General features: G+C 62.1%; 14 protein-coding genes and 1 pseudogene. 5 read left to right on the top strand and 10 right to left on the bottom strand.

Features of this window, described 5'->3' with window-relative positions:
- Nucleotides 1-250: 250 nt before the first annotated feature.
- The 8 genes and pseudogenes from AC3AP7_RS16745 to mobA form a co-directional block, all read right to left on the bottom strand.
- On the bottom strand, nucleotides 251-850 hold the full coding sequence (locus AC3AP7_RS16745; RefSeq protein ID WP_475767228.1) for a DUF4276 family protein: 600 nt from the start codon (nucleotides 848-850) through the stop codon (nucleotides 251-253).
- A complete protein-coding gene (locus tag AC3AP7_RS16740; protein WP_475767230.1) occupies nucleotides 847-2058 on the bottom strand; it encodes an AAA family ATPase in 1212 nt (403 codons plus the stop codon). Before AC3AP7_RS16740 ends, AC3AP7_RS16745 begins: the two co-directional genes overlap by 4 nt.
- A 15-nt stretch (nucleotides 2059-2073) precedes the next feature.
- Nucleotides 2074-2511: pseudogene (locus AC3AP7_RS16735) on the bottom strand (site-specific DNA-methyltransferase); the annotation flags it as partial.
- Between the two features lie 624 nt (nucleotides 2512-3135).
- Nucleotides 3136-4026 carry a TIR domain-containing protein gene (locus AC3AP7_RS16730; RefSeq protein ID WP_475767232.1) on the bottom strand — a complete coding sequence of 297 codons (891 nt, stop codon included), beginning with the start codon at nucleotides 4024-4026 and terminating at the stop codon, nucleotides 3136-3138.
- Nucleotides 4027-4282: 256 nt separating this feature from the next.
- The gene (locus AC3AP7_RS16725; protein WP_475767234.1) at nucleotides 4283-4540 is read right to left on the bottom strand and encodes a helix-turn-helix transcriptional regulator; all 258 of its coding nucleotides are present in this window, start codon (nucleotides 4538-4540) and stop codon (nucleotides 4283-4285) included.
- A gap of 89 nt (nucleotides 4541-4629) precedes the next feature.
- Nucleotides 4630-5196 carry a hypothetical protein gene (locus tag AC3AP7_RS16720; protein ID WP_475767237.1) on the bottom strand — a complete coding sequence of 189 codons (567 nt, stop codon included), beginning with the start codon at nucleotides 5194-5196 and terminating at the stop codon, nucleotides 4630-4632.
- A gap of 12 nt (nucleotides 5197-5208) precedes the next feature.
- Nucleotides 5209-7023 carry a TraI/MobA(P) family conjugative relaxase gene (gene traI, locus AC3AP7_RS16715; protein ID WP_475767240.1) on the bottom strand — a complete coding sequence of 605 codons (1815 nt, stop codon included), beginning with the start codon at nucleotides 7021-7023 and terminating at the stop codon, nucleotides 5209-5211.
- Nucleotides 7013-7360: a plasmid mobilization protein MobA gene (gene mobA / locus AC3AP7_RS16710; RefSeq protein ID WP_475767242.1), complete on the bottom strand. Its 348-nt coding sequence runs from the start codon at nucleotides 7358-7360 to the stop codon at nucleotides 7013-7015. The genes traI and mobA overlap by 11 nt, the downstream gene beginning before the upstream one ends.
- A gap of 515 nt (nucleotides 7361-7875) precedes the next feature.
- On the opposite strand from mobA, the gene AC3AP7_RS16705 reads away from it, so the two are divergent.
- From AC3AP7_RS16705 to AC3AP7_RS16695, 3 genes are read left to right on the top strand one after another with little or no spacing between them, the layout of a single operon-like run.
- Entirely contained in the window at nucleotides 7876-8370 is a 495-nt protein-coding gene (locus AC3AP7_RS16705) for a hypothetical protein (protein ID WP_475767244.1), read from the top strand.
- Entirely contained in the window at nucleotides 8367-9140 is a 774-nt protein-coding gene (locus AC3AP7_RS16700; RefSeq protein ID WP_475767246.1) for a P-loop NTPase family protein, read from the top strand. The genes AC3AP7_RS16705 and AC3AP7_RS16700 overlap by 4 nt, the downstream gene beginning before the upstream one ends.
- Complete coding sequence (locus AC3AP7_RS16695) at nucleotides 9137-9958, top strand: hypothetical protein (RefSeq protein WP_475767248.1); 822 nt, start codon at nucleotides 9137-9139, stop codon at nucleotides 9956-9958. Before AC3AP7_RS16700 ends, AC3AP7_RS16695 begins: the two co-directional genes overlap by 4 nt.
- Nucleotides 9959-10135: 177 nt before the next feature.
- Here the strand turns inward: AC3AP7_RS16695 and AC3AP7_RS16690 are convergent, their stop codons facing one another.
- Nucleotides 10136-10444, bottom strand: coding sequence for a helix-turn-helix domain-containing protein (locus AC3AP7_RS16690; RefSeq protein WP_475767250.1), 309 nt, complete (start codon nucleotides 10442-10444; stop codon nucleotides 10136-10138).
- A 192-nt stretch (nucleotides 10445-10636) separates the two neighbouring features.
- On the opposite strand from AC3AP7_RS16690, the gene AC3AP7_RS16685 reads away from it, so the two are divergent.
- Nucleotides 10637-11029, top strand: a complete 393-nt coding sequence (locus AC3AP7_RS16685) for a hypothetical protein (protein WP_475767251.1) — start codon at nucleotides 10637-10639, stop codon at nucleotides 11027-11029.
- A gap of 67 nt (nucleotides 11030-11096) precedes the next feature.
- On the top strand, nucleotides 11097-11570 hold the full coding sequence (locus AC3AP7_RS16680; protein WP_475767880.1) for a hypothetical protein: 474 nt from the start codon (nucleotides 11097-11099) through the stop codon (nucleotides 11568-11570).
- Between the two features lie 141 nt (nucleotides 11571-11711).
- Here the strand turns inward: AC3AP7_RS16680 and AC3AP7_RS16675 are convergent, their stop codons facing one another.
- Complete coding sequence (locus AC3AP7_RS16675) at nucleotides 11712-12965, bottom strand: MFS transporter (protein ID WP_475767253.1); 1254 nt, start codon at nucleotides 12963-12965, stop codon at nucleotides 11712-11714.
- Nucleotides 12966-13093 lie beyond the last annotated feature (128 nt).

Here is a 13093-nt window from a genome sequence, read left to right as displayed (position 1 = left end):
CAATTTGCCCGACATGCGGATATTGCAGGCAGGCTGCTAACGCAGCAAACGACGATCTTTCATGTGGCGCATGAAAAACTTTCATTGGCGGCACCGCGTCCGGCGCCGCGCCGGCGTTACTGCGGGCGGCCTTCGATCTTTTCGTAGAGGGTCGTGCCGTCGTTCGCTTCGAGGCGCTCGACATAGTTGCGCGCACCGCATACCGGGCAACGGAACAGCAGCCCCTAGCCTTCGTTGCGGAATTCCATGTTTAATCTCCGTTCACATCGATAACATTGACTTGCCATTCCTTGCACAGTTTGCGGAATGAACGGCTGTTATCAAACGCCTGTTGCAGATCGAAGTGCGCTGTGAAAGCAGGTTGATCCAGTACTTCGCTGTAGGTTCCACCTTCCATGTTCCGGCACAACCAACCTTTCGCGTCGCGCGGCGTCTCTACATCGACTGGTGCCTCATCCGGACAACGGAATCCCCTGCGTCCATCAAGTGATCGGGCTGCCGCAATGAACCAAGCTTCATATTCGCGCTTAGCCAACACCACCGACAAGCGCCGGTGCGGCACATGCTCCTTCGCGCGCTGATAGACATCGGCCGCCAAGGTGGCCGGACAGTCGTCATCGGCGTCCAACACCACCAGAATCCATCCCTGCTCGCCACACTTGGCGGCCGCGAGAAGCAGTTGCTTCCGGAACTCGTCTTCGCGTCTGAGGAAGCGATCTCGACGCACGCGAATGGGCTGCAGCGCTTGCGCGTAGTCTTGCCCAGGGCGCCACTCATTTAGGCGACGCAATAGCACCGGCAACGCGGCCACCTCGCCATCGCCTTCTACGATACTGGCAATAGGAATCATGCGAAATCCGTCTCACCGAAAAGGTCGCCAGAGGCTGCCTTGTCCTGCTGTTCTATGCTGGCGCGATCAGGCTCCAGCTGGTTCATGCGCAACAGTTCGCCAGCGGAAAACAGATGATCCCGCATAACTCGGCGCGAGCCGTCATCTAGCGACGCAACCTTGGTTTCACCCGCCTCCGACACCACTGCCAGTACCGCATCCGCGTCGATGCTGCGGTCGTCCAGCAGATCTGGACTATGACTGGTTACCAAAACTTGTGTGGTCTCGGAAGCGCGCACCAATGCCTCACGCAACGCGGCACTGGCTGCCGGATGCAGAGCGGTTTCAGGCTCCTCAATGCCGATCAACGTCGGCGAATAATCCACATTGCCCTGTAATAGAGCGGCCAGAACACCCAATGCACGTAAGGTGCCATCGGACATGTTCTGAGCAAGGAAACGCCAAGGATGCTTGGAACCGGCCATGTCCTGGCGAAACTCCAGCGTCTCCATAGGTCCAATATGCTTGCGCTCCACGCCATACACCATCGGCGCCACAGAGTGCAAATATTCCTGGATCAGAGTCATCTGGGCAGGCGCTACCTTTTCCAAATGGCCGATCACGCTAGCGATGTTCTCCCCTGCCGGCCGCAGCAGTCGGCCATCTTGGGGCTTCTGCAATTCGCGCATCAGTTTTGGGTTGAGGTTATAGAAGCCCATCGCCGTCAACGCATCGAACACCGGACGGAAATCCGTCAGGCCCGACGCTGCCACCAATGCCAGCCTGTCCGCAGTGACCGAGGGGAAAGTGGCTTCGCTACTATCGCGAAGCTTGCCTTTCTCGATGCGGAAAAACGGGCCCTTGCCGATGCCAGCGACAACGCATTCCTCCCGCTGCACTTCGTAGCCGCCATTCTTCAGCGCCCCGATAACGAAGCCATAGCGCCCAGTCTGGCCACCTTGCACGACAAACTCGATCCGAAGTGCGAAATGCGTGGGATGACCGCCACTACGTCGGCGCACCTCGTTGATGCCACCGCGCTCGTTTAGGGAGCTATCCAGCGAATTGGAAAGCGCGTCGCGCACGAAATGCAGTGCATCCATGAAATTGCTCTTGCCTGCGCCGTTGTGCCCCACTAGGTAGGTCAACGGGCGCAAACTCACGTCGCAGTAGCCGATGCTCTTGTAGTTGCGAACGGCGACACGGCTAATGAAAGGGGGCTGTGTCATGCTTTGCTCTCCGCATCAAACCTTAAACACCTTCATCACCTCATCCCCGAGGTGATTGATGACTTTCACAGCAAACCGCCCGGTGCTGGGCTTCGGGAACGGACGAGAAGTGTCAGAGTTTAGTGTCGCCCAAACCTTGGGGTCGATTTCGGCCTTGAGGGTAGTCTTCAGCGCCTTGTACGGGTCGTTCGCACCGAGGAAGTAGGCGTGGCGGACGAAGAAAGACTCCTCGTTGTAGTCGGTGTCTAGGAACCAGCAGGCTATACCGTCCGCGCCGTCACTACACACTTCACCGGTGCTAGAGTGGAACACATCCACACCGTTGATGCGCACCACCAGTTGCTCGTCTGCGGGCACGTCGATGACGTCACGCGTGCCGTCGTACCGGCGGATGCTGCGGCCCTGTGTGTTCAGCACGTCCACATCCGGCTCGCCGAAGATCACGAACAGGTTCGGGATCGGGCTAATGAAGCTGGACGCTCGGCGAGACTCGACGATTTGCTGCGTAGGTTGTCCCTTGTCGTCAAGTTCCCAGTGCAGAGACGGGTAGCCGTAAGGGGAATTGAGAATAGGCTGCTTGAAAAACTGGTCACTCACTTCGTTAGTCCCCTGATTTTGAGGCTGTTTCGGGACGATTCAAAGCACGAGGCTCTGATTTTCAGCTCCCCCCTGGCCGAACGGTTTGCTTGAGGTCTTCATCCAGCAAGCGGCCGATGCGCCAACCAATCCATCATGATCCCCTTACCCACGTCTCTCCGACTGACTTAGACATTGTGGGCGATGATGGTGGCTTACACTTTCGAGAGATTGTATCGCCTCGCCGTGTTCTTCTCTCCGTTCACCGTCGGCGGACGATACATCGGGCCTAACTCGGATCGGTCCTGTATGCCCGCATAACCTCACACGTCCGCATAATCAACTCTCCGGCAACATCCTGCCTCACCGAGCTTGCATTCGGCGAGTCAAATCGAGCATCAGCAGCCATTGACGCTGCCGCACAAAGGCGTATGCCGGCATGTTCGCCGGCGGCAGTCATGAGCGCCGGCGAGGATATTCCACTGACTGAGACGGGCAAGCTCATGCCCGCATCACCTTGTTCCAGTCGATGTCGTGGCCCGCCGCCTCGAACTCTTTGCCCAGTTCCTGTTTCCAGCCATTGCTTTCCATACTGACCCAGACCACGCCAGCAAAGTCGCTGGGGATTTCAACCGCACCTCGCTTGAGCGCACACACCTTGTCTCGCCCGAGACGCCCCATGAAATAGCCGAGTTCGAGCAGCACGTTCTGCCGCGCACGCGGTTCAGGCTGCCCGCCCTTCACACAGCCCTCGTCATCGGGCGTCAGCAGCACGACCGCGAGGCCAACGTCGTGATAGGCCTCGATCTTCTCGATAACCGTGCGGTTCTGGCTCGCCTTCTCGTGCAGGATGATCGGCTCGAAGCCGATCTTTTCCAGATACCGGGCAACGGTCTCGCGCGCCCCATCGTCGTGGCCATGAACGACAAACACGCGCCGGGAAAGGACCTTGGGCTGTCCAACATCACTGACAGCCGGCGCCGAAGTGGTTTCATGCTCGGCGTCAGCCAGATCTTCGTTCAGGACGCGCTGTGCTTCCTGCAGCAGCACCACTGACTTCTCGATGTTTCTCGCAACGCCTTGCTGACACTCACGGGCGGGATGCGGCCCATTCAGGCTGATGTAGCCCGGAAACCAGCTTAGACTAGCCGCCCCTTCGAACCGTTTGTAAGCGGAGGTGTTTTCACCAAAACAGCGGACCAGCGTGTCTTGAACCGCAACCGACAACGCATTCAATTCGGGGCTGCTCGTGCTAGAAATCGTCCGGATATCGAATGCGCGCAATGCATCGATCCGTTCCTGCAAACGGCCGATACCGCGCTTGATTGCCTCGGGAGCCAGTTGGAGTTTGGGGGCAACAGGGGGCGGTGCAGCCGGGCGTCGGGAAGCCATGGTCTCTCCTCGTTTATATGTGATAAAGGACATTATCATTTATATCAACTCCCCAAATGATGACGTGCCCGCACAGCCGACACTGGCATGGATACCCTTTCAAACTGATTTCGCGCTTTGCGAGGGCCAAGTCATTCGCGTGCAAGATCGGTCAATCTTCGCGGCACAGTTGCACATTCGGTTTAGCAAACACTATTCTTTGTGTCATCCCCGAGCGTACTCGCGCTCGTAGTTGCTCTGCGTCTTTGCGCAGCGATTAACACTCAAGCCCGCTCTCCTCCAGCCATGGCGCCCGGTAGTGCGCCGGGTCGTTGAGCCACCCGATCACGTCTTCCGAGCGCCAGAGCGTGCAGCGTGGCCCGAAGCGCACGGCGCGCGGGAAACGCCCCGCGCGTTCGAGCGTCAGGACAGTCTGCCGCGACAGGCGCACGTGAGGGCGAAGATCGGCGAAGCGCAGCAGGTAGCCGGGCACCAGCGGCCCGGCCGGCCAGGCGATAGTGGTTTTGCGAGCCATCGGACTGCCTCCCGAAACAGGCAGCCTCTTTACGATCAGCAGGGGAAGCGCCGCGAGCGCGGCAAGAGGCGGGACAATCCGCGCAACGCTCAGGCGTGCGCGGCCTTCGGCGGAACGAGGCGGAATGCGGTGAGGTTGAAATCGGTCAGGCCGAGCCGGATACGCAGGCCCGCCCGAAGGTGATTCAGGATGACCGCCAGCCTGTCGAGCATCACGCGGATGTGATGCCCGGCCATGCGCCATCCCGACAGCACGAACAGCGCCAGCATCGCACGCCACGCATTCATGCGGCCAACTCGCAACAGGGTCGCGGACCGGATCCGCTTCCACTGGATCTGCCCGGACAGGCCATAGAAGATCGCGAGCCACACGATCATGCCGACGAAGAAGATCAGCATCGGAATCGTCCGGTCTTCGAGGCTGAACAGCAGCGTGAACAGCGCGAGCGCCGCAAACGATCCGAGTATCACGGCAGGCGCCGCCCGGTCCTGACGGGCGACCCGTTCCATCTGCAGACGCAATCCCTCACGACCCATGCGGATAAGATGGGCCGGCAGTGCGCCCGCATCGCCGCTTTGGCAATGAATCTGCAGATCGGGAGAGTCAGGTATCGCGTTCATAGTGGCAAACCTATGCTTCGTCTTCCGAAAAATCAAGACTGCGCCTCCCTACCGTTCGGGCCCATCAGGCGATGGCGCCGGTCTCGGCTCCGGCTTCGGTTCCGGCGTTCGATTGTCCCTCTGATGCCGAGGCGTTCTCTGCGGTTCCAGCGCCTGCTCACGTTGTTGCTGCGCCTGGACGAGTTGCAGCCGCTTTGCCTCCAACGCCTCATCACCAAACGTCACGTCGATCCGATAGGTCACAGCCAGCACGGCGGTGCGCTCCCGAAAGCCCTCGCTGCCGGTCACGTCGATCTGCGGCCCGAACTTCTGACGCGCAAGCATCAGACCGGCGAGCATGGTGTCCCACTGCGCGTCATCGGAATCGAACACGACGCCCCAGCCCTCGTCGGCGAACTGCCGCGTGCCTTCGCGCAGATAGTCGACGTTGCCGGTTGCCGTATCGACGCGCCAGGTCCAGTTCTCCAGGACCTGCGCCCGCTTCGGCGGGAGCGGATTGGGGTCGTCTCCGGACAGGCCGGTGATCCGGTTGCGGCGCTCGGGTTCCGCTGGCTTCTTCCGCCGGCGCCGCTCCGTATAGGCCCATCCCCTGAGCTGGGCGATCGCGGCCTCGTCGCCCTCCCTGGCTCTCATCCCGACCCATTCGCGGTACGTCTGGGGCCGCGTCAGCGCCTCGCGTTCCGCCCATTGCTGCCCGCGCAGGGTTTCGAGTTCGCGCGCCCGCCCGAAAGCCGATACCGAATACGCCGCCTTGCGTTCGGCCGATGTCAAGCCGCTGCGGCGGATCTGTCCGCGCACGTGCTGGTGTCGTTCCAGCAAGGCGCGATAGTCGTTCCGATGTCGGGCCCGCATCTGTTGCCACGCCGTGTCGAATTCGCGCCGCTGTCGGGCGTGGTCACGGTCATAGCTCGCGCGCAGTTCGGCCCGCATGTGGGCCCGCGCTTCGCGGCGGGCTGCACGAGCTTCATCGATGTCCCGTTCCGCATAGCGGCGCTCGGCACTCGATACCCGGATCATGCGCATCGGTTCGACCCATGGGCCGAGGCGTTTTTCCAGCTTGCCGCGGCCAAGCTGCTCGTGCACGCTGCTGGCCTTCACCGGCGTCAGGTTGTCACGCCCCTTCGCGCAGATCGCCAGCCCCTGCCCCTTCACGCGCAGTTCCAGCCCGTGTCGGGCCAGCGCCTCATGAATGTCCTGCCACGTCGCACCGGACCGTTCCAGCGCCGCCAGCACGTCGCGCTTCGGCTCCCCGCTCACGTAGGTGGCAAGACTCTCCATGCCGGTGAACGCCTCCATGTCGCGCGCCCGTGCCGGTCGAGCGGGCTGTGCTTCCCGATGCGTGCGGTCACGTTCGATGACCGGCTGGCCGTCGCGTTCGACCACCGCATGCGGCCCGCGGTCGTGCTGCCAGCCCTGGCGCAGTTCGAGTTCGCGCATGCAGCGATCGAGCTTCAGGTAACTCAGCCCCGGATGCACCGCGCGCCCTGTCCCGATACTCACGCGGTTCACGACGACGTGCAGGTGCACGTTATCCGTATCGCGGTGGATCGCGACTACGTACTGGTGTGCGTCGGGCAGCATGCCCAGTGCCTCGAGTGCCGCGCGGCCCGCCTCGAACACCTGTGCCTGTTCCGGCTGCTCGCCGTCGCGCCACGAGATCACGAAGTGGAACACCGGATCCCGCACGCGGGCGCTGCGGTCCGCCACGGCGCGCATCTCCGCGTGGGCAGTCTCCAGCGACAGGCAGTTCGTGGCCGTCTCGGTATCGGTCGCCTGCCCCTCGTCGGTCCGGGTCACGTACGCGATCAACGAACGGAAGCTGCTGCGTCCGTCGCCGCGCTTGGTCGGAATCTTAGCCAGCATGCTCGACTCGCCGAATCGCGTCGATGACGGCGCGCTGCGCGGTGTCGATCTGCGCCATCAGTGCCGCGCGCTCGCTGGCCGAGAGGGACTCCTCGCCGCGCAGATGCTTGATCAGCCCGCCGATCCGGCGCTGTTCGTTGCCCAGCCGCGTCAACGCTTCGAGCACGTGGCTGGTCGTGACGTTTCTCGTCTTGCGGCCGAGCGCGCACGCGCGGAAGTAGGCCGACAGCGTGAGGCCGCAGTCGCTTGCTTTCTGCAGGAGGGCGACGTGCTCGTCGCTCGTCAGGCGCACGCCGACGACGAGCGTGCGCTGTCGGGTCTCGGTGCCGTGGGTCATGTCGACGCCTCCTTCGGAGTGAGCGCGCGTGCGTGGCGCGCGGTGTGCGGGGTCTCGGGGCGGCGCCCTGAGCAGGGTGGTAGCCAGGCATAACGAGCGCGAGCGAGTGGCTGCCGGGCGGTGGGCAACGGCGCGCATGCCGCGCGGTTGCACAACCCTCACCCTGCCCCCGCGGATAATGGCCGCCTTCGCGAACGCGAAGCACAGCGGCACGGACGCCGCACGGCCATCGTTGATCACGGCGCAGTCTGTTCGCACTGGCCGCACATCGCGTGTCCATGGGCAGCGCACCGGGCAACGCAGACCGGACGCAGGACCAGTGTGCCGCGCAAACCGGCGTGCGTGAGCAACAAACCGGTAAGCGGACATTTCGGGTCTGGACAACGGCGAACAACCGCGCATCAGGTCGCGCGCTGCCGTAACGGAAAGCAGTCAGGCCTGTAACGGATGCGGTGCCGTTCCCTGTGTACGGTTCAGTCATGCCCGAACGGGCGCGACTTCAATGGAACCGCACGATGACCACGAAACGTCCACGACCCTCGTCCGATCAGTGGGCGAAGCTCGACGCAGCGCTGGAAGGCCTGCGCGAACGCACACCGCCCGGCGCCGCACCACCGCTGTCACAGGAAATCACGCGGCGCGCCGCCGCGCTGCGCGCAGCGCTGGAGTCGGGCTGGCGCATCCGCGACCTCGCCGCGTTCTTCAGGGAGACGGCAGGCATCGACGTGTCGCCCAGCACGATCCAGACGGCGCTGCGTCAGGCGCTGGTCGATGCCCAGCCGGATGCCAGACGGTCGCGCGCGCAGCGGCCACGCAAGCGCAGCACGGACAGTCACCGGTCCAGTCCCGGGGCGGTATCGGCCGCAGGCGATGCGAAGACGGGCATCGCGCCACCGCCCGACCAGCCGGTCGCTGCAACGCACGCCAGGGCGGATGTACCACGCGGGCGGTCAATCACACCGCTGGGTGCCACGCTGACCCAGGGTGCAACGAAGCGGGGACAGCGATGAAACGGTTCGTGATGGTGTGTGGCGACAAGGGCGGAACGGGCAAGAGCCTGATGGCCAGGGCACTGGCCGACCGGATCCGGCGCGAGCAGCGCGACGCGCTGATGATCGACGGCGACGGCGAGATCGGCAACCTGTTCCAGTTCTACGCGAAGCTCGACGGGCACGGCGAACCGGTTTCCGGCCAGGTCGCAGAGGGGGTCGTACCGATCCGCTTCACGGGTCCTGAACGGGAGCGCGACCAGCTGCTCGCCGCAGTCGATCCCGGCCGGCCGCTGATCCTCGCCGACATGCCGGCGGCCTCGCTCACGCAACTGAAACAGTTCGACGACGATACCGGGTTCTTCGCGGAACTGGCGCGGGCCGGTTACCGGCCAACGCTCGTCAACGTGCTGTCGCCCTTCAGCGCCAGTACCCGCACGGTGCGCGAGATGATCGGACTGGCCGGGAAACAGGCGGACTATGTGGTCGCGATCAACCAGTGGTTCGGGGATCGCGAAGACTTCTTCCTGTGGTACGGCCATGGCGACTGTCCGCCGAGCACCGGGTACACGATGCTGTCCGGATACGGCGGGCTCGAGATCGCATTCCCGAAGCTCCAGGCCGGCGTGCTCGTTGCGATCGACGAATTGCTGCTGACGTTCTCGGACGCGCGCGAGGATACCCGGCTCACCACACCGCAGCGCTCGCGCCTGCACCGCTGGATGCAGGCGGTCGATGCGGGGTTCGATGAAGCGGCGGATTATCTGGGGCTGGCGGAGCGCAAGCCGTGAGCAGCGAGGCGTTCGACCTGCTGCTCTCGCGGCTCGGTTACGGGGACCGGGAACGCATCCACGACATGGCAATCGCCTACGGACTGACGTTCGATGATCCGTCGTGGGTGCCGTTCGCGATCACGCAGGCGACGCTCGACGAACTGAAGGCGCAGGTAGAGGACGCCGCGAAGGCGATTGAGGAAGCGGCCGATCTCGCGCTGCGCAGGATCGGCAGCCGTGCGCGGGAGGCCAGTGACCGGGCCCAGACGATGATCGAGGCGCAGTCCGCGGCGGTCACGAACCTCCGGGACGCGATCCTCGACATCGAGCGGGCATCGGCCATCGAGTATCGCAAGGTGCTGGCCGAACTCTCGGCCCGGCAGATCGGCAAGCTCGTCGAAAAGAGTACAGACGGCATCGTGCGGGAGGTGACGCGGAGCCTGACCGGGGCGGAGGGTCTCCTGATACGCAGTGCGACCGGGCACGCTGCGGCGCTGGAGCAGGCCCAGCAGCGGTTCGTGGCATCCGTCGATGCGGCCATCGTGAAAGTGGGCGAAGCCGCCCGGCAAACCGCGGCGTCGACGCGGCGGGGTGTGCGTTACACGGTGCTCATGGCGATAGGGACCGTGGTGGTCTATGCGGTCTTGATGTACGGGCTGATGGTGTTCTGGAGCGACCGTCAGCCGATCGGCGATGTGCCCGCATCAGGAAACTGCATTGCGTCGCAGCGCCCTGTTCGTTCCTCGTCTCGACTAGAAGAACACGGCAGGGCTATGCAGGGGCCGGCAAGTTTCGCGCTCCAGCGAAAAACTTGGCACCACTCAGATCGTCCTTGAAGTCCACTTCGATCGGCGATATCCGTTGACGGCCGACCGGCCCTTGAATCAGGCTACGGCATCGGCAAGCACCTGAATGATAACCAGAGGCGCCTCGTGTTTGTGCGCGCCGAGGTCTTAGCATTCAGTCTCGTCCCGAGCCGATCTCATGCCGGGCGATGCTGCGGCTTTTTGACACTACGCGTCCTCTGCATCTTCCTCCTGATCATCAGCAGGCATGCCGGTAATCGCACCCACCAACGCCAGCACACCTCGCTTTTCCCGTGCTTTTAACTCGCGGAAGGCCGCCAGGAGTCGCTCCTCATCGCCAGAAAGGCGAAGCGTCGCGGGACCGGCGGGGCGGCCTGTCAGCAGGTATTGGACGTCAACACCGACTTCCGCGATCCCCGCCAGATAGCTGGCGTCCGGATATCTCAAGCCCTTTTCGTAGTTGAGTTGTGCCTGCTTCCGAACGCCGCCAGCGCTACCGAGATCCGTCTGGTTCATGTGCAAACGTCGACGCTCCTGCCGTAGGCGAACTCCAAAGTTACTCAATTGAGGATCTGTCATTGACATTCGGTATCTTGAGTACTAAGTTTGTTTATGTACGCAAATGCACACCAAAATTACCCCGCAAACGGCGTGACTCGTTCGTTTGCGTGCCATGAAAGGGCCGTTCCGAAAGCAGGAGGTAAGCCCATGCTGTTTACTTATGAGATCAGCGGTGCGCTGCCCGTCCTCGACAATTTCAGACAGATCCACGCCCAGCACTTCGCCCAGCGTATCGAGGAGGCCGGAGTCTACTTCGCCACTGACACTGTCACCCATTCCTTCCTGCTCTGCATTCGCGGCGTGCTCTCCGACGCAGAAGTGGAGTCTGTCGAGCGCGCACTGGAGGAATTGTCCCAGAAATGGGCGCGGGCTGGCGCCATCTTCAGACGGGTGCGATACGGGGAGCCGTCGTTCGTTCCGATCGGACTCGCCCGGCACGTCGAACTGCTCGAGAAACTCGCCGACGAGCACGTGCAACTGGAAGCCTTCCTGCAACGTCAGGCGAAGATTCTCGAGAGGTTCCGGCCGTCGGCAGGCTGACGCACCAGAACACTGATGCCCCGGCGCAAACGGCAACCCTGGAGTCACGGAATCAACGGAGACGATGATGGAAGAACCCGCGCCCTATGTCCTGTCAGGCGCGCTCGCCGTCCTGGACGATCTGGAAAGCGAGCAACTCGATCGGGTGTCCCGCCATCTGGGCGGCATCGCCACGGTGTACCTCAGGCACGACGAGGTGGCACACACCGTCTCGCTGTGCATCTCGGGCACATTGATGCGCGACGATGTGCGGTACATCGAACGACGCATCGAGCAGTTCGCCGAAGAAAACGCTCGCGCCGGCGCGATTCTGCTGAGCGAGTGGAACGGTGTGCCGAGCGAACTCGTGGTGGGTCTGAACTGGGACGCACAGTGCCTGATCAGGCTTGGTGCGGTACAGGAGCAACTCGCCAAGCTTTCCGGACGGCACTTCGACTTTCTCCTGAGACTCGAGCCTCCCTACTCCCCTGCCCGAGGCAAGCCGCTCATGTGTATTTCGGTCGAGGCCGACGGAGAACGGTCAAGCCGCGTGCCACGCTAACCTCCGATGCCTGAACAGGCTGCTTCGTACTATCCGCATCCAAGACTGTTGACGAACGACCGAAGCTGGTGGCGGATTCTGTTCGACGCGACCGGCTCAAGCGACCGCACCCGACCGAGCTGCGGTGCGTACGGCAATCGTTCAATTTTCCGGGGATGGGCGGAGATAGCCGGCATCGGCTTTACTCGTTCTAACAAATGCCGCCACACCGAGTGCTCCGAGCAAGGCAATTGCGCCGGCAAGCATGAACGCGCTTTCGAAATGTCCGGTGTGCTGAACAATAAAGCCGGTAATCATCGGCGCGAGGATTCCCGCCGTATTTGCGATCGCATGAATAAACCCTGATACACTGCCGACCTTCCGCCGATCTACGCTGTCCAGGATGATCGCGAAATACGTTGCGCCGGTCAGATACATGGCAAAGACCGAGACGGCCATCAGGGCAACTGCCGCGTCCACGCCCGGCAGAAACGCAGCTAATCCTACGCAAACCGACGCGACCAGCAGCCCACCTACCAACACGACCTTTCGTGCCAACAGCGCATTCCCCAGCCATTTGAAAATGATGTCCGATACGGTTCCTCCCAGTCCAAATCCCAATGCACCGAACAGCCACGGAATCATCCCGACGATCGCCATGTGCTTGATGCTCAGATGCTCCTGCATCGTGAGATAGCTTGGAAACCAGGCCAAAAAGAAGTACAGCAGATAGGCGTAGCCGAAAAATGCGAAAGCAGTGGCCAGTGTCAATGGCCTCAGCATGTAATCCGCCAGTGAAATTTCGCTGGATGAATGCGAATTTCTCTGCTCGGCGAAGATCTCGACGAGCTCTTCCTTTTTGAGCCAGCGATGACAGCCAGGATCGTCGGCGCTGACGAACACCCAAATGGCAACCCAGCAGAGCCCCAACAATGCAATGATCACGAATGCGGCTTGCCAGTTGTAGTCAGCGGCAATGAACCCGACTATCGGCCCGGCAGCGGCTGCCCCGAGTGGCATGCCACAGTTTGCCAGGCCGACCGCCGTACCTTGTTCGCGACGCGGGAACCAGTTGCCAATGGTCTTGTTGGCGGTGGAGTTGAATGGGCCTTCAAACAGGCCGAATATGATCCGGATCGCGAGCAGGCTGGCAAAGCCAACCGCAAGCGCCGTCATCCCGCAGAATACCGACCACCCCAGAACAGCGACCAGGAGAATGCGTCGTGGACCTATGCGATCTGCACCCCATCCACCGATAAAGCAGAAGATGGCATAGCCGATGAAGAACGTGCTGAATACCAGTCCCAGATGCGCGGCATCGAGATGCATCTCACGCGCGATGATCGGCGCTGCCACGGAGATTGCAACGCGATCCATGTAGCTTATCGCTCCCGCGAAAAAGAGCAGTGCGACCATGGTCCAGCGTATGAAAAAATATCTTGTCGACGCGTGTCGATGGGTCGGATTGGCCATCATTGCCTCCGTAAAGCGAAACAGGTTTTCGTTTGCGGCACATCTTCTGTGCCGCATGTCGTGACTTTTCC

The sequence above is a fragment of the Paraburkholderia sp. PAMB 6770 genome (assembly GCF_057748135.1).
The sequence above is the reverse complement of the archived record's forward strand: the minus strand, read 5'-3'. Positions and strand labels throughout refer to the sequence as shown.